The sequence below is a fragment of the Burkholderia pulmonis genome, assembly GCF_984667975.1.
In genome coordinates this window covers 740,381-756,344 of record NZ_OZ480186.1, presented here as the reverse complement: position 1 = coordinate 756,344, position 15,964 = coordinate 740,381, and the positions used below count along the sequence as shown (strand labels likewise).

Sequence of the window (15,964 nt, the reverse complement as noted above, 5' to 3'; positions counted from 1 at the left end):
CCGCGTCAGGCCGCCCGACGCGCCGCGACGCGCGCCCGGGCGCCGTCGACGATCCACGCGATGCCGCGCTCGAACGCTTCGTCGCCGCTGCGCTCGTGCAGCGCGGCCCACCCCGTCGCGAGCAGCGGATACTCGGCCGCATCCGGCCGCGGCGCATCAGCGTCGTCCCCCGGCTCCGCCTGCTCTTCCAGCACCCAGCCAACGACGAAGCGGCCGATCGCGTACATCACGTCGACCGCTTCGTCCGGCGCGAAACCCGCGTCGCCGAGCAGCGCGATCTTGCGCTCGATCGAGCTGAAATGCAGCGCGCGCGGCCGTGTGCCGGCATGCAGGCGCGCACCGTCGCGATAGGCCAGCAGCGCGCGGCGGAAACTGCGCGCGTTGTCGACGAGCCACGCATCCCATGCCTCTCCCGGCTGCGGCAACGATGCGTCGTGGCGTTCGAGCATGATCGCCTCGGCCATCGCGTCGAGCAGCTCGCCCTTGTTCCTGAAATGCCAGTAAAGCGTCGGCGACTGCACGCCGAGCCGCTCGGCGAGCCGCCGTGTCGACAGCCCGTCGATCCCGACTTCATCCAGCAGTTCGAGCGCCGCGCGCAATACCGTGTCGCGCGTCAACCGCGCCCCCGCATCCTTCATCTCTATCACCGATAGGGAAACTGTGGAATAATCATCACTCTATCATCGATAGAGTAATCCTCTTGAATCCGTCCCTGATTGCCATCCTGGCCACGGTCCTGCTCGACGCGATCGGCGTCGGGATCGTGATGCCGATCCTGCCCGGGTTGTTGCGCTCGCTTGCCGACGCGGGCAGCACCGATACCCATTACGGGATCCTGCTCGCGCTGTACGCATTCGCGCAGTTCCTGTGCGCGCCGCTGCTCGGCGCGCTGAGCGACCGTTTCGGCCGCCGTCCCGTGCTGCTCGTGTCGCTCGCGGGCGCCGCGCTCGACTATTTGCTGATGGCGCTCGCGCCCACGCTCGCATGGCTTTACGTCGGGCGGCTGATCTCGGGCATCACCGGCGCGAACGTTGCGGTCGCGACCGCGTACATGACCGACGTCACGGCCGAACCCGACCGCGCCCGGCGCTTCGGCCAGCTCGGCGCGATGATGGGCGTCGGCTTCATCGCGGGCCCGCTGATCGGCGGGCTGCTCGGCGCGCTGCACCTGCGCGCGCCGTTCGTCGCGGCCGCGCTGCTCAATGCGCTCAATGTCGCACTCGTGTGGCGCGCGCTGCCGGAGTCGCGCCCGCGCCCGGCACGCGCAGGCCGCACGACCGGCGCGCTCAACCCGTTCGCGAGCCTGCGTCGGCTGAGCGGTGCACCCGCGCTCGTGCCGCTGGTCGGCATCTACGTGATCGTCGCGCTCGTGTCGCAGGCGCCCGCGACACTGTGGATCCTCTACGGCCAGGAGCATTTCGGCTGGTCGACGCCGGTCGCGGGGCTGTCGCTCGCGGGCTACGGTGCGTGTCACGCGCTCGCGCAGGCGTTCGCGATCGGACCGCTGATCGCGCGGCTCGGCGAGCGACGCGCGCTCGCGCTGGGGCTCGCAGGCGACGCGCTCGGGCTCGTGGCGATCGCGTTCGCGACCGCCGCATGGGTGCCGTTCGCACTGCTGCCGCTGTTCGCGGCGGGCGGCATGACGCTGCCGGCCCTGCAGGCGATGCTCGCACGGCAGGTCGACGATGCACGTCAGGGCGAGCTGCAGGGCACGCTGGCAAGCGTCGCGAGCCTGATCGGCGTCGCAGGGCCGCTGGTCATCACCGCAACCTACGCGGCGACGCGCACGACCTGGCCGGGGCTCGTCTGGGCTGCCGCTGCACTGCTCTACCTGCTCGTGCCGCCGTTGCTGGCCGGCGCACGGCCGGCGAACGCGCCGCGGCCATCCGCGTGAGCATCGGCGCGCACCGCCGCGCTCAATGCGCAAGCGGCACGAGATTCGCGTCGCGCGCCGTCGCCAGATCGCCGTGCCGGCTCGACACGAATCCGTTTTCCACGAGCGCGCGGCGGATCGCGTGTTCGTCTTCGGTCATCGTCGTCCCGCCTTGATCGGCGCGCGTCCGTATGCCCCGCAGCACCCGAAAAAAAAAACCGCCCGGATCGACTCCGGGCGGTTTTTTCGTGCTGCCTGTGCTGCCGGCTGCGCGTCAGACCACGACCGTCTGCGCCTCGCCTTCGCGGGTCGCACGCACGGTGCCGATCTTCCACACCTGTTCGCCGGCGGCGGTCAGGTCGGCGATCGCCGCGTCGGCATCGGCTGCCGAGACGATCACGGCCATGCCGATCCCGCAGTTGAACACGCGGTGCATTTCCGCATCGGCGACGCCGCCGTGCTCCTGCAGCCACTTGAACAGCGGCGGCAGCGGCCATGCGTCCTGGTCGAGCTCGGCGGTGAGGCCTTCGCGCAGCACGCGCGGGATGTTCTCGACGAGACCGCCGCCCGTGATGTGCGCCATGCCCTTCACCGACAGCTTCTGCATCAGCGCGAGCAGCGGCTTCACGTAGATGCGGGTCGGTGCCATCAGCGCGTCGGCCAGCGAGCGGCCGTGGAAATCGGCCGACAGGTCGGGATTCGCACGCTCGATGATCTTGCGCACGAGCGAGAAGCCGTTCGAATGGATGCCGCTCGATGCGAGGCCCAGCACCACGTCGCCCTCGGCGATCGTGCTGCCGTCGATGATCTTGCTCTTCTCGACCGCGCCGACCGCGAAGCCGGCCAGGTCGTATTCGCCGTCCGGGTACATGCCCGGCATTTCGGCCGTTTCACCGCCGATCAGCGCGCAGCCCGACAGTTCGCAGCCTTGCGCGATGCCCTTGACGACCGTGGCGGCCGTGTCGACGTCGAGCTTGCCGCATGCGAAGTAGTCGAGGAAGAACAGCGGCTCGGCACCCTGCACGAGGATGTCGTTCACGCTCATCGCGACGAGATCCTGGCCGACCGTGTCGTGTTTGTTCAGATGAAACGCCAGCTTGAGCTTGGTGCCCACGCCGTCGGTACCCGATACGAGCACCGGTTCCTTGTATTTCTTCGGCACTTCGAACAGCGCGCCGAACCCGCCGATGCCGCCGAGCACGCCGTCGCGCAGGGTTTTCTTCGCAAAAGGCTTGATCTTGTCGATGAGCGCGTCGCCCGCGTCGATGTCGACACCTGCGTCGCGATAGGACAGACCCTGAGCGTCAGGAGCGGATTTCGGAGGATTCATGGGGGAATGCGAGAAGGTCGGTAAAATGCGATTTTACCCGAAGCCGGCCCGTTGGCCGGAATTCCCAGCACCGAATCGTCAGGGATTGCATCTTGGTCAACACGTCCCCGTTTTCATCGCCGAGCGAACCGCGCCGAAACCCGCGCGGCGCCGTGCGTACGGTCGCGCGTGAAGCCCGTGGAACCGCAATCCCCGCCGCGTGCCCGGCGTACGGCGCGCGTATTTTCAACCGACCCGCATTGTGACTGTTGTGTCCCGTCAACTGACGCTCGATCTCGGCACGCCGCCACCCGCCACGTTCGACAACTTCATCATGAACGAGGAGAACGACGAGCTCATCTCGCGCCTGCAGAAGCTCGACCTCGCGCTCGCGGCGGGCCCCGTGCCGGACCGGTCGTTCTACATCTGGGGCGAGCCCGGCTGCGGCCGCACCCACCTGCTGCAGGCGCTCGTGAGCGACGCGTCGTACGGCTATGCGCGCTACCTGACGCCGCAGAGCCCGCTCGGCGCGTTCACGTTCGACCCGCGCATCGGCATCTACGCGATCGACGACTGCGACCGGATGAGCGACACGCAGCAGGTCGCGCTGTTCAACCTGTTCAACGAAGTGCGCGCGCATCCGTCGAGCGCATTCGTCGCGGCGGGCCCGGCGGCCCCGCTCGCGCTCGACGTGCGCGAGGATCTGCGCACGCGCCTCGGCTGGGGGCTCGTGTTCCACCTGTCGCCGCCGTCCGACGCCGGCAAGATCGCCGTGCTGAAGCTCGCGGCAAAGGAGCGCGGGATCGCGCTCACCGACGACATCGCCGCCTACCTGCTGACCCATTTCCGCCGCGACATGCCCAGCCTGATGGCCCTGCTCGACGCACTCGACCGCTTTTCGCTCGAGCAGAAACGCGCGGTCACGCTGCCGCTGCTGCGCCGGATGCTCGCGCGTCCCGGCGACGACATCACACCACCGGCCACCGGCCCGAACCGCTTCGAGTAAAATGCGCTTCCATGACTAATCTGGCACTCTTTGACCTCGATCACACGCTGATCCCGACCGATAGCGACCACGAATGGGGTCGCTTCATGGTGAAGCTCGGCATCGTCGACGCGGAAAGCTTCTCGCGTCAGAACGACCAGTTCTTCGCCGACTACAAGGCCGGCAAGCTCGACATCCACGCGTACCTCACGGCGATGCTCACGCCGCTCGCGAAGTATTCGCGCGCGCAGCTCGCGCAATGGCACGAGCAGTACATGCACGAGGTGATCCGGCCCGCAATGACGCCGGCCGCGCTCGAACTCGTGCGCAAGCACCTCGACGCGGGCGACCTGTGCTGCGTCGTGACGGCGACCAACGAATTCATCACGCGCCCGATCGCGACCGCGTTCGGCGTCGACACGCTGATCGCATGCGAGGTCGAAACGACCGACGGGCATCCCGACTCGCCGTACACGGGCCGGCCGACCGGCACGCCGAGCTATCGCGAAGGCAAGATCGTGCGGACCGAAGCGTGGCTCGCGTCGCTCGGCAAGCACTGGGGCGACTTCGCGCACAGCTATTTCTACAGCGACTCGCACAACGACATCCCGCTGCTCGAGAAAGTCACCGACCCGATCGCGACCAACCCTGACGACACGCTGCGTGCGCATGCAAGCACCCGCGGCTGGCGTATCCTCGATCTCTTCTGAACGTCGTGATCAAAAAATTCATCCGCAAGCTGCTCGGCCAGGACGAAACCGAGCAAACGTCTCCCGCACCGGCCCCGGCCGACGAAGCGGCCCCGGCTACCCCGCGCGCCCCGAAGGGCGCCCGCGGCGGCGGCGCGAAGAAACCGCGCAGCAACCATGAGCCGACCGTCGTGCCGGCCAGCGTGCACGGCATCAATCCGGCGCTGATCTCGAAGAACGCGGTGCGCGTGACCGACACGCTGCAGCAGGCGGGCTTTCGCGCGTTCATCGTCGGTGGCGCCGTACGCGACCTGCTGTTCGGCATCGCGCCGAAGGACTTCGACGTCGCGACCGACGCGACGCCGACCGAAGTCCAGCGCCTGTTCCGCCGCGCGCGCCTGATCGGCCGTCGCTTCCAGATCGTCCACGTGCAGTTCGGCCAGGAACTGATCGAGGTGTCGACGTTCCGCGCGCTGGTCGACGCGCCGCCCGAGGCGGCCGCGGCCGAGCCGCCGAAGCGCCTGAAGCGCGACGAGCTCGATCGCCGCACGCACGCGGTCGACGCGAGCGGCCGCGTACTGCGCGACAACGTGTGGGGCGAGCAGCATGAAGATGCCGCGCGCCGCGACTTCACGATCAACGCGATGTACTACGACCCGTCGACGCAGACGGTGCTCGACTACCACGACGGGATGGCCGACATGCGCGCCGGCCTGTTGCGGATGATCGGCGACCCGGCCACGCGCTTCCGCGAAGATCCGGTGCGGATGCTGCGGGTCGTGCGCTTCGCGGCGAAGCTCGGTTTCGAGATCGAGCCGCATACGCGCGAGCCGATCAACGCGCTCGCCGACCTGATCAACAACGTGCCGGCCGCGCGCCTGTTCGACGAAATGCTGAAGCTGCTGCTGTCGGGCCACGCGCTCGCGTGCCTGAAGCAGCTGCGCAAGGAAGGCCTGCACCACGGGCTGCTGCCGCTCCTCGACGTCGTGCTCGAACAGCCGCAGGGCGAGAAGTTCATCACGCTCGCGCTGAACAACACCGACGCGCGCGTGCGCGCCGGCAAGCCGGTGTCGCCGGGCTTCCTGTTCGCGACGCTGCTGTGGCACGACATGCGCCAGCGCTTCGAGCAATACACGGCCGAGGGCGAAATTCCGGTGCCGGCGCTCCATCGCGCGATGGACGACGTGCTCGACATGCAGACCGAGAAACTCGCGATCCACAAGCGCTACTCGGCCGACATGCGCGAAATCTGGGGCCTGCAGCTGCGCCTCGAGAAACGCTCGGGCCGCAGCGCGATGCGGCTGCTGGAACACCAAAGGTTTAGAGCGGGGTATGATTTCCTCCTGTTACGCTGCGAATCCGGCGAGCTCGATGCTGACGTCGGACAGTGGTGGACGGATTTCATCGAAGGCGACGCGGCTGCTCGCGAGGCATTGCTCACGCAGGGCGGCTCGAAGGAAAAATCGCCCCGCAAGCGGCGCCGCCGCGGCGGTGTGCGAAACCGCAAGCCGGGTGAAGGTGCCGCCGAGCAGGCACCGGATACCTCGGGCGGTTCCGACGACTGACGCGCTCGCCGGCGAACGACGTAGGAAGTGATGCCATGACGGTTGCATATATCGGACTGGGGGCGAATCTCGGCGATGCGCGCCAGACCCTGAAGGACGCGGTGGTGTGCCTCGCGCAGCAGCGCACCATCTCGATCCTCGGCAAATCGAGCCTGTATCGCACGGCGCCCTTCGAAGCGGGCGGCGGCGACTACTACAACTGCGTCGTCAAGCTCGACACGACGCTGTCGGCCCGCGAGCTGCTCGCGCTTTGCCAGAAGATCGAACATCACTTCGGGCGCGAGCGCCCGTATCGCAATGCGCCGCGCACGCTCGACCTCGACATCCTGCTGTTCGGCGACGATTCGATCGACGAGCCGGACCTGATCGTCCCGCACCCGCGCCTCACCGACCGCGCGTTCGCGCTCGTGCCGCTCGTCGAGATCGAGCCGGCGCTCGACATTCCCGCGCGCGGCCGTGCCGACGCCTTCCTCGCCGCCGTGGCCGACCAGCGCGTCGAGAAGGTGCAAACCTGCCAGTGCCTGATGCAGAAGGCGCTCGCCGCCGGCGAAGACGCCGACAAGACCCGCTGCCGATGAACTCGACTCCGCTGACCGTCACTGCGCCCGACCTGCGCGCCCCGCACCGCTATCTCGTGATCGAAGGCCCGATCGGCGTCGGCAAGACGACGCTCGCGCGCCAGCTTGCCGAACGCTGGTCGATGCAGACGCTGCTCGAGCGCCCGCAGGACAACCCGTTCCTCGAACGCTTCTATCGCGACACCGCGCGCTATGCGCTGCCCGTCCAGTTGTCGTTCGCGCTGCAGCGCGCGCAGCAGGCGCGCGAGCTGATCGGCGCGCTCGAAACGGGGCGCCCGGTCATCGCCGATTTCATGCCGCAAAAGAACGACATCTTCGCGCGGCTGAACCTGCCGGAAGACGAATGGCAGCTGTATCGCTCGGTCGCGACGCACGTCGACGTGCCGCAGGCGCCGTCGCCCGATCTCGTCGTCTACCTGCAGGCGAGCCCCGAAGTGCTGTTCTCGCGCATCCAGAAGCGCGGGCTGCCGATGGAACTGCAGATCAGCGATGCGTACCTGCGCTCGCTCGTCGACGCGTACAACGAATTCTTCTACCACTACGACCGCACGCCGGTGCTGACGGTCGCCGCGGAACACCTGAACCCGCTGGATTCCCCCGAAGATCTCGCCCTGCTGGTCGAGCGCATCGAGACGATGCGCGGCCGCAAGGAATTCTTCGTCAAGGGCGAGACGACGCGCTGACGCGTCCCGCCTGTCGTTCTTCACCCATCGACCCGGATTGACCATGACCTATCTCCAGGAATCGAGCCGGCCTGCCGTGACGGTCCCCAAGCTGCAGGCAATGCGCGACGCCGGCGAGAAGATCGCGATGCTCACCTGCTACGACGCGAGCTTTTCCGCGCTGCTCGATCGCGCCGGCACCGACGTGCTGCTGATCGGCGATTCGCTCGGCAACGTGCTGCAGGGCCACACGACCACGCTACCGGTGTCGCTCGACGACATCGCGTACCACACCGCCTGCGTTGCGCGCGCGCAGCCGCGTGCACTCGTCGTCGCCGATCTGCCGTTCGGCACGTACGGCACGCCGGTCGAAGCGTTCGCGAACGCGGTCAAGCTGATGCGCGCGGGCGCGCAGATGGTCAAGCTCGAAGGCGGCGAATGGCTCGCCGACACGATCCGCTTCCTCGTCGAGCGCTCGGTGCCCGTCTGCGCGCACCTCGGCCTCACGCCGCAATCGGTGCATGCGTTCGGCGGCTTCAAGGTGCAGGGCAAGACCGAAGCCGGCGCTGCGCAACTGCTGCGCGACGCGCGCGCGATCGAGGACGCGGGCGCGCAACTCGTCGTGCTCGAAGCCGTGCCGACGCTCGTCGCGTCCGAAGTCACGCACATGCTGAAGATCCCGACGATCGGCATCGGTGCGGGCGTCGACTGCTCGGGGCAGGTGCTCGTGCTGCACGACATGCTCGGCGTGTTCCCCGGCAAGCGGCCGCGTTTCGTGAAGGATTTCATGCAGGGCCAGCCGAACATCCAGGCGGCCGTCGAAGCCTATGTGGGCGCGGTGAAGGATCAGTCGTTCCCCGGCCCCGAGCACTCGTTCTGACGTAAAAGGCCGGATGAAAAAAAGCGCGGCGCCCTTTGCGGGGCACCGCGCTATTTCGTTTGTTCGCAGGGTGGACGACCGGATTCACCGCACTGGCACGGGCGCGCTGCCCGCCCCGTCGTCACCTCGTCACTTCAGCACCGCGTCGAGCGCACCGCGCAACGCATTGGTCAGCAGCAGCCCTTGTGCACGCGCAAGATCGCCCTGGGTCACGACGCGCTCCACCGCCCCGAACGCACGATCGTCGAGCAGCACGCCGCGCATCACGCCCGGCAGCACGCCGCACGACAACGGCGGCGTCACCCACTGACCGTCGAGCTTCACGAACAGGTTCGAGCGCCCGCCCTCCGTCACCTCGCCGCGCTCGTTGACGAACAGCATGTCGAAACCGCCCAGCGCCTCCGCCGCCTGCCACGCGCGGTCATATTCGGCGCGGCGCGTGGTCTTGTGCAGCAGCAGCGCATCGCTCGCTCGAGTCGGCGCGAAACCGTGCGCGGACGCCAGCATCGCGCCGACCGGCCCTGCCGGCAGCGCCTTGAGCGGCGCCGCGACGATCTCGACCGTGCCGTCCTTCGCGAGCGCGAGCTTCATCCGGTAAGCGCCGTCGCCGTCGAGCGCCACGCAGCGTGCGTCGATCTCGCGGCGCAACGCGTCGACGTCGAAGCGAAAGCCGAACGCATCCGCGCTGCGCTGCAGCCGCGCGAGATGGCGATCGACATGGCGGATCCCGTCCGCACGCGTGGCGGCCGTCGTTTCGAACAGCTGGAAGCCGGGATCGGCGTCCGTCAGGAATCGTGCCTTCAATTCGCACTCCGCATATTCGTCGGCCGCGACGCTGTCGAGCACGATGCCCGCGCCGACGCCCATCGTGCCGCGACGGCGACCGACGGTTGCCGTCGCCTGATCGCTCGCTTCATCGGTGCCGGTCTCGTCGAGGGTCAGCGTCCGAATGGCAACCGACAGGCAGAAATCGCCGCAACCGGCGTCGCCCTTCGGCGCGTCGAGCCAGCCGATCGCGCCCGTATAGAGCCCGCGCGACGTCGACTCGATCGCGTCGATCAGCTGCATCGTCTTGTACTTCGGCGCACCCGTGATCGACCCGCACGGAAACAGCGCACGCAGCATCTGCGCGAACGTCGTGCCGTCGCGCCAGCCGGCCTCGACCGTCGACGTCATCTGCCATACCGACGCATACGGTTCGACGGAAAACAGCGCCGGCACCTTCACGGTGCCGGTGCGCGCGATCCGCGACACGTCGTTGCGCAGCAGGTCGACGATCATCACGTTTTCCGCACGGTTCTTCGGATCGCTCGCGAGGAACGCGGCAGCCGCCGCATCTTCGCGGGGATCGGCCGAGCGCGGCGCGGTGCCCTTCATCGGCCGTGCCCGCAGCACGTCGCCGTGCTTCTCGACGAACAGCTCGGGCGAACACGACACGACCCACGCGCCGCCGGGCAGCGCGATCAGCGCGCCGTACCGCACCGGCTGACGCTCACGCAGCCGCCGGTACAGCGCGAGCGGCGTGCCGAATACGTCGAAATTCAGCCGGTACGTGTAGTTGACCTGATACGAATCGCCTGCGCGCAACGCGTCGTGCACCGCGGCGATCGCCGCGTCGAACGCGTCGCGCGACACGCTCTTCGCGACATGCGCGACGCCCGCGATCGACGGAGCGCCGCCGCCATCCTGCTGCGCGAGCCACGCGTCGACTTCGTCGCGCGACAGGCGCGCGCAGTGCGCATACAGCAAAAAGCGCAGCGGGGCATGGCCCGGCTGCGCCCGTTGCAGGTTGCGTCCGAATGCGTAATCGCCGACGACGACCGCGTGCAGCCCGTCGCGCGCGTCCTGCGCAACCGCCGCATCGATCTCGTCGAGCTGTGCCGGATCCGTGCACACGCGTTCGTGCACGAAGCCCGAATACAAACGACTCGACCGCGCGGACGCGGTCGAGTCGCAATCGTCCAAGAGCGCGAACGACGCGCTCTCGTTGCCTTCAGTCATGCTTTACTCGAAGAAGCTCTTCACACGGTCGAACCAGCTCTTGCTCTGCGGGCTGTGACGCGCGCCGCCCTCGGCCAGCGACTTCTCGAACTGCTTGAGCAGGTCGCGCTGGTTGTCGGTCAGCTTCACGGGCGTTTCGACCTGCACGTGCACGTACAGATCGCCCGCGATGCTCGAACGCAGCCCCTTGATGCCCTTGCCGCGCAGACGGAACGTCTTGCCCGACTGCGTGCCTTCCGGCACCGGGAACGATGCACGGCCGGCCAGCGTCGGCACCTCGATCTCGCCGCCGAGTGCGGCGGTCGTGAACGGGATCGGCATCTGGCAGTGGAGATCGTCGCCGTCGCGCTCGAACACCGAGTGCGGCTTGATGTGGATCTCGACGTACAGGTCGCCCGGCGGCCCGCCGTTGATGCCCGGCTCGCCGTTGCCGGCCGAGCGGATCCGCATCCCGTCGTCGATCCCGGCCGGGATCTTCACTTCGAGCGTCTTGGTTTCCTTCACCTTGCCCGACCCGTGGCAATGCACGCACGGCTCGGGGATGTAGGTGCCCGTGCCGTGACACTTCGGGCAGGTCTGCTGGATGCTGAAGAAGCCCTGCGACATGCGCACGGTGCCCTGGCCATGACAGGTCGGGCAGGTTTCCGGCTTCGTGCCGGGCTTCGCCCCCGACCCGTGGCAAACCTCGCACGACACCCAGCTCGGCACGCGGATCTGCGTGTCGTAACCATGCGCGGCCTGCTCGAGCGTGATTTCCATGCTGTAGCGCAGATCGGCGCCACGGTACACCTGCGGGCCGCCGCGGCCGCCGCGCGCGGCACCGCCCGCAGCCTGGCCGAAGATGTCGCCGAAGATGTCGCCGAATGCATCCGCGAAACCGCCGAAGCCCTGTGCGCCCGCACCGCCCATGTTCGGATCGACGCCTGCGTGGCCGTACTGGTCGTACGCAGCCCGCTTCTGACCATCCGACAGCATTTCATAGGCTTCCTTCACCTCCTTGAAATGCTCTTCCGCATCCTTGTTGTCCGGATTGCGGTCAGGGTGATACTTCATCGCAAGCTTGCGATATGCCTTCTTGATTTCGTCGTCGCTCGCATTCTTCGCGACGCCCAGAACCTCGTAGTAATCCCGTTTCGCCATATCGATTCACTGTGCCGCCACGCATCGCGCACGCGGCGGCTCCTCTCGCCTGCAGTAAAGTCTCTCGACTCGTCTGGCGCTGCGCCGTCCGCGGACGGCACGCGCAGCACCCGCCAAAAAACAAATGTGCCCGGAGGGCCGCGAAGCCCGCCAGGCGTGGAGTCGATCCGGCCATCCGGAAGGAAAGACAGACCGCTTTTCAGCCGCTGGTCAGTCGCGCCGCGCGCGTTTCCACGCGCGGCGTGCGGTGCCATTGCAACCCAGCTTAGTCCTTCTTCACTTCCTTGAACTCGGCGTCGACGACGTCGTCGGCAGCCTGCTGCGCACCACCTGCGTGGGCAGCACCTTCCGCTGCACCGGCCGCGCCGGCCGCACCTGCCTGCTGGGCCTGCATGTCGGCGTACATCTTCTCGCCGAGCTTCTGCGACACCTTGCCGAGTTCCTCGACCTTCGCGTCGATCGCGGCCTTGTCGGCCGACGAGTCCTTCAGCACTTCCTCGAGGGACTTCAGCGACGCTTCGATCGCTTCCTTCTCGCCCGCGTCCAGCTTGTCGCCGTACTCGGTCAGCGCCTTCTTCGTGCTGTGGACCAGCGCGTCGCCCTGGTTGCGCGAATCGGCCAGCTCGCGCAGCTTGTGGTCTTCCGCTGCGTTCGCTTCCGCGTCCTTGATCATCTGGTCGATTTCAGCGTCGGACAGGCCCGAGTTCGCCTTGATCGTGATCTTGTTTTCCTTGCCGGTCGCCTTGTCCTTCGCGCCGACGTGCAGGATGCCGTTCGCGTCGATGTCGAAGCTCACTTCGATCTGCGGCACGCCGCGCGGTGCCGGCGGAATGCCTTCGAGGTTGAACTCGCCCAGCAGCTTGTTGCCCGCTGCCATTTCGCGTTCGCCCTGGAACACCTTGATCGTCACGGCGCCCTGGTTGTCGTCGGCCGTCGAGTACACCTGGGCGTGCTTCGTCGGGATCGTCGTGTTCTTGCTGATCATCTTCGTCATCACGCCGCCGAGCGTCTCGATACCGAGCGACAGCGGGGTCACGTCGAGCAGCAGCACGTCCTTGCGGTCGCCCGACAGGACCTGGCCCTGGATCGCCGCACCGACTGCGACGGCTTCGTCCGGGTTCACGTCACGGCGCGGATCCTTGCCGAAGAACTCCTTCACCTTTTCCAGCACCTTCGGCATGCGCGTCTGGCCGCCGACCAGGATCACGTCGTCGATGTCCGACACCTTGACGCCTGCGTCCTTGATCGCCACGCGGCACGGTTCGATCGTGCGCTCGACGAGGTCTTCCACCAGCGCTTCCAGCTTCGCGCGGGTGATCTTCAGGTTCAAGTGCTTCGGGCCCGACGCGTCCGCCGTGATGTACGGCAGGTTGATTTCGGTCTGCTGGCTCGACGACAGCTCGATCTTCGCCTTTTCAGCGGCTTCCTTCAGGCGCTGCAGCGCGAGCACGTCCTTCGACAGGTCGACGCCCTGCTCCTTCTTGAACTCGCCGATGATGTAATCGATGATGCGCTGGTCGAAGTCTTCGCCGCCGAGGAACGTGTCACCGTTGGTCGACAGCACTTCGAACTGCATTTCGCCGTCGACGTCCGCGATCTCGATGATCGACACGTCGAACGTACCGCCGCCGAGGTCATACACGGCGATCTTGCGGTCGCCCTTCTCGACCTTGTCGAGGCCGAACGCGAGCGCAGCTGCGGTCGGCTCGTTGATGATCCGCTTGACTTCGAGGCCCGCGATGCGGCCGGCGTCCTTGGTCGCCTGGCGCTGGCTGTCGTTGAAGTACGCCGGCACCGTGATCACGGCTTCCGTGACCGGCTCGCCGAGGTAGTCTTCGGCCGTCTTCTTCATCTTGCGCAGCACTTCCGCCGAAACCTGCGGCGGCGCGAGCTTTTCGCCGTGCGCTTCAACCCATGCGTCGCCGTTGTCGGCCTTGACGATGGCGTACGGCATCAGGCCGATGTCCTTCTGGACTTCCTTCTCTTCGAAGCGGCGGCCGATCAGGCGCTTCACTGCGAACAGCGTGTTCTTCGGGTTGGTCACCGACTGACGCTTCGCCGGCGCGCCGACGAGCACCTCGTTGTCGTCCATGTAGGCGATGATCGACGGCGTGGTGCGCGTGCCTTCCGAGTTCTCGATGACCTTGACCTGGTTGCCTTCCATGATGGCGACGCACGAGTTCGTGGTGCCGAGGTCAATACCGATGATCTTTCCCATTTTTTCCTAATCTCCAGAAATGCTTGTTTGCTGCACGAAACCCCGCGTTTTTGGGCGGTTTCGCACGCCAGAATTCAACTCTGTTCCCGAAATGCGTCCGTCCGGTCCGTTTTCAAGACCCGACGAGCGATGCGGATATTAAATTTTTTCAATCGCCGCTGGCTAGCGGATCGCCGCCCGGCGGATCGCCGCCAGCCGCCGCGGCGATCTTCGCACGCGCCGCCGACACGGCCGCCTGGAACTGCGCGAGGCCGTGCCAGCCCGTCGCGCGGCCCAGCCGCTTGCCGCGGTGGAAGAAAAACCACGTCGGCACGCCGTGCAGCCCGAAGCGGTGCCCCAGCTGATGGTGTTCGTACACGTTGCAATGGAACCACTTCAGATCCAGCGCGCGGATCGCGTCGGGCTGGGCGAGCATCGCCTTCTTCGCGATCTCGCAGTTGAAGCAGTCGACGCCCCAGAAGAACACCACCGCCAGCGCCTCGCCCGCGCCGTCGATGGCCGCGTCGAACGTGCCGGCGTCGAGCGCCTGCATGTCGAACGCGTCGAACGCGGCCGGATCGACGCCGGCGGGCACCATCCCGGCAGCCTTACTTCGGCTGGGCGACGGTGACGAGCGCCGGGCGCAGCACGCGGTCGGCGATCTTATAGCCCTTTTGCAGCACGGTGACGACGGTGTTCGGCTCCTGCTCGGCCGGCACCATCGAGATGGCCTGGTGCTGGTGCGGATCGAACTTCTCGCCGACCGGGTTGATCGCCGTGACGCGGCCCTTCTCGAGTGCGCTCGTCAGCTGGCGCAGCGTCAGCTCGACGCCTTCGCGCACCTTCGCGATGTCGCCGGAGGTATCGCTGACGGCTGCTTCCAGGCTGTCCAGCACCGGCAGCAGGTGTTCCGCGAAACTCTCGATCGCGAACTTGTGCGCCTTCGACACGTCGTCCTGCGCGCGGCGGCGGACGTTCTCGGTCTCGGCCTTCGCCCGCAGGAAGCTTTCCTGCAGCTCGGCGACCTTGGCTTGAGCCTCCGCGAGCGCCGCGTCGGCGGCTTCGGCAGCGGGCGCAGCGCCTTGCGCCGCCTGCTTCTCGCTGCCGATGTCTTCGGCCGATTGGGTAGCCGGGTTCTCTTGCGTGTTTTCCATGTCGCTGAAAGTCGATTAGAGGTTGAAGCCAAATCGGCAACCGCCGGACCGTATACCCGGCGGCACCGCACATTGTTGGTGCAAATAAGGGCGAAAACTACGATTTCAAGAGGGTTATTCGCCGGCATTCTCCAATGCCGCGAAACAACCGCGCGTCTCGCCGGTGCAAGGCCCGAATAGTCCGCCAGATCAGGCGAAACGGGCGGTAACAACGCTTACCAGGCAGGTACTAGCTCCGCGCACGCGGGCTGCACTACACTGCACTCAAGCGTCGGAAAAGCGTGTTTACCCTAGCTGACCGCCGCCTGACATCCACCTGGCGCCATTTTCACCCTTGATCTCGAGGGGAGTACCGTGAAACTGACCTTTGCGATATCGGTGGTCGCGCTGGTACTCATTGCCGGCACCACCACCATCTGCCTGTCGGGAGCCGTTAACGACCGCACGACCGAATACGGAAGCGCGCGGGCGACATTCGACCAGATGTTCAGCTCCCACCAGAAAATCTGTCGATGATGCGGCGATCGCGCTTCGTCGGCCGGCCGTGCAGCTCGGCCGCCGGCTCGCGATACGTGCGCCGCCGCTCCAGTTCGGCGAGCCGCGCGGCCCGCCCCGCTTCCGTTTCCGCGTAAAGCGTCTGCGCGACGCTCGCGGGCCCGCGCACGTCGCACACGCCCAGCACGGCAATGTGCCAGACGATGCCGTCGATCGCAATCTCGACCTCGTCGCCGACCCGTACGTCCTTCGCCGGCTTGACCGCCGCGCCGCCGATCTTCACGTGCCCCTTGTCGACCGCATCGGTCGCAAGCGAGCGCGTCTTGAAGAACCGGGCCGCCCACAGCCATTTGTCGATGCGCAGCTTCGCGCCGGGGTCCGTGGAAATCTTGTAGTTCATGCCAGCCTCCGCCGGGCCGCCCCCAGGACGCCGACC

At 67.0% G+C, this 15,964-nt stretch carries 16 protein-coding genes and 1 pseudogene; 8 read left to right on the top strand and 9 right to left on the bottom strand.

Going from position 1 to position 15,964, the window contains the following annotated elements; genetic code table 11:
• Window positions 1-5: 5 nt before the first annotated feature.
• Window positions 6-638 (bottom strand): tetracycline resistance transcriptional repressor TetR, encoded by a 633-nt coding sequence (gene tetR / locus AC5LXK_RS03555; RefSeq protein ID WP_493390336.1) that lies wholly within the window; start codon window positions 636-638, stop codon window positions 6-8.
• 62 nt (window positions 639-700) lie between these two features.
• Between tetR and tet the strand changes: the two genes are divergently transcribed.
• Window positions 701-1,894 carry a Tet(A)/Tet(B)/Tet(C) family tetracycline efflux MFS transporter gene (gene tet, locus AC5LXK_RS03550; protein ID WP_493390335.1) on the top strand — a complete coding sequence of 398 codons (1,194 nt, stop codon included), beginning with the start codon at window positions 701-703 and terminating at the stop codon, window positions 1,892-1,894.
• A gap of 49 nt (window positions 1,895-1,943) precedes the next feature.
• On the opposite strand, the pseudogene AC5LXK_RS03545 reads toward tet, so the two are convergent.
• Both AC5LXK_RS03545 and purM read right to left on the bottom strand, forming a co-directional pair.
• Window positions 1,944-2,033: pseudogene (locus AC5LXK_RS03545) on the bottom strand (DUF4440 domain-containing protein); the annotation flags it as partial.
• Between the two features lie 114 nt (window positions 2,034-2,147).
• The gene (gene purM, locus AC5LXK_RS03540) at window positions 2,148-3,203 is read right to left on the bottom strand and encodes a phosphoribosylformylglycinamidine cyclo-ligase (RefSeq protein WP_175012606.1); all 1,056 of its coding nucleotides are present in this window, start codon (window positions 3,201-3,203) and stop codon (window positions 2,148-2,150) included.
• 250 nt (window positions 3,204-3,453) lie between these two features.
• Between purM and hda the strand changes: the two genes are divergently transcribed.
• The 6 genes from hda to panB are packed head-to-tail and all read left to right on the top strand — an operon-like array spanning window position 3,454 to window position 8,541.
• Window positions 3,454-4,188, top strand: a complete 735-nt coding sequence (hda, locus tag AC5LXK_RS03535) for a DnaA regulatory inactivator Hda (RefSeq protein ID WP_493390334.1) — start codon at window positions 3,454-3,456, stop codon at window positions 4,186-4,188.
• An 11-nt stretch (window positions 4,189-4,199) separates the two neighbouring features.
• Window positions 4,200-4,877 (top strand): histidinol-phosphatase, encoded by a 678-nt coding sequence (locus tag AC5LXK_RS03530; RefSeq protein ID WP_493390333.1) that lies wholly within the window; start codon window positions 4,200-4,202, stop codon window positions 4,875-4,877.
• 5 nt (window positions 4,878-4,882) lie between these two features.
• Window positions 4,883-6,421, top strand: coding sequence for a polynucleotide adenylyltransferase PcnB (gene pcnB, locus AC5LXK_RS03525; RefSeq protein ID WP_493390332.1), 1,539 nt, complete (start codon window positions 4,883-4,885; stop codon window positions 6,419-6,421).
• Window positions 6,422-6,456: 35 nt separating this feature from the next.
• Complete coding sequence (gene folK / locus AC5LXK_RS03520; RefSeq protein WP_493390331.1) at window positions 6,457-6,999, top strand: 2-amino-4-hydroxy-6-hydroxymethyldihydropteridine diphosphokinase; 543 nt, start codon at window positions 6,457-6,459, stop codon at window positions 6,997-6,999.
• A complete protein-coding gene (locus tag AC5LXK_RS03515; RefSeq protein WP_175846585.1) occupies window positions 6,996-7,682 on the top strand; it encodes a deoxynucleoside kinase in 687 nt (228 codons plus the stop codon). Before folK ends, AC5LXK_RS03515 begins: the two co-directional genes overlap by 4 nt.
• A gap of 43 nt (window positions 7,683-7,725) precedes the next feature.
• Entirely contained in the window at window positions 7,726-8,541 is an 816-nt protein-coding gene (panB, locus tag AC5LXK_RS03510; RefSeq protein ID WP_493390330.1) for a 3-methyl-2-oxobutanoate hydroxymethyltransferase, read from the top strand.
• 129 nt (window positions 8,542-8,670) lie between these two features.
• Here the strand turns inward: panB and pabB are convergent, their stop codons facing one another.
• The 5 genes from pabB to grpE form a co-directional block, all read right to left on the bottom strand.
• Window positions 8,671-10,542: an aminodeoxychorismate synthase component I gene (gene pabB / locus AC5LXK_RS03505; RefSeq protein WP_493390329.1), complete on the bottom strand. Its 1,872-nt coding sequence runs from the start codon at window positions 10,540-10,542 to the stop codon at window positions 8,671-8,673.
• A 3-nt stretch (window positions 10,543-10,545) separates the two neighbouring features.
• Complete coding sequence (gene dnaJ / locus AC5LXK_RS03500) at window positions 10,546-11,682, bottom strand: molecular chaperone DnaJ (protein ID WP_043189531.1); 1,137 nt, start codon at window positions 11,680-11,682, stop codon at window positions 10,546-10,548.
• A 265-nt stretch (window positions 11,683-11,947) separates the two neighbouring features.
• Complete coding sequence (dnaK, locus tag AC5LXK_RS03495) at window positions 11,948-13,900, bottom strand: molecular chaperone DnaK (RefSeq protein WP_493390328.1); 1,953 nt, start codon at window positions 13,898-13,900, stop codon at window positions 11,948-11,950.
• Between the two features lie 148 nt (window positions 13,901-14,048).
• Window positions 14,049-14,477 (bottom strand): thioredoxin family protein, encoded by a 429-nt coding sequence (locus AC5LXK_RS03490; protein WP_493390327.1) that lies wholly within the window; start codon window positions 14,475-14,477, stop codon window positions 14,049-14,051.
• Window positions 14,478-14,487: 10 nt separating this feature from the next.
• Window positions 14,488-15,033 carry a nucleotide exchange factor GrpE gene (gene grpE, locus AC5LXK_RS03485; RefSeq protein WP_493390326.1) on the bottom strand — a complete coding sequence of 182 codons (546 nt, stop codon included), beginning with the start codon at window positions 15,031-15,033 and terminating at the stop codon, window positions 14,488-14,490.
• 354 nt (window positions 15,034-15,387) lie between these two features.
• On the opposite strand from grpE, the gene AC5LXK_RS03480 reads away from it, so the two are divergent.
• Complete coding sequence (locus AC5LXK_RS03480; protein WP_179948916.1) at window positions 15,388-15,549, top strand: hypothetical protein; 162 nt, start codon at window positions 15,388-15,390, stop codon at window positions 15,547-15,549.
• Here AC5LXK_RS03480 and AC5LXK_RS03475 read toward each other — a convergent pair.
• Complete coding sequence (locus AC5LXK_RS03475) at window positions 15,521-15,928, bottom strand: RNA-binding S4 domain-containing protein (RefSeq protein ID WP_493390325.1); 408 nt, start codon at window positions 15,926-15,928, stop codon at window positions 15,521-15,523. The two genes, AC5LXK_RS03480 and AC5LXK_RS03475, sit on opposite strands and share 29 nt — an antisense overlap.
• Window positions 15,929-15,964: the final 36 nt, after the last annotated feature.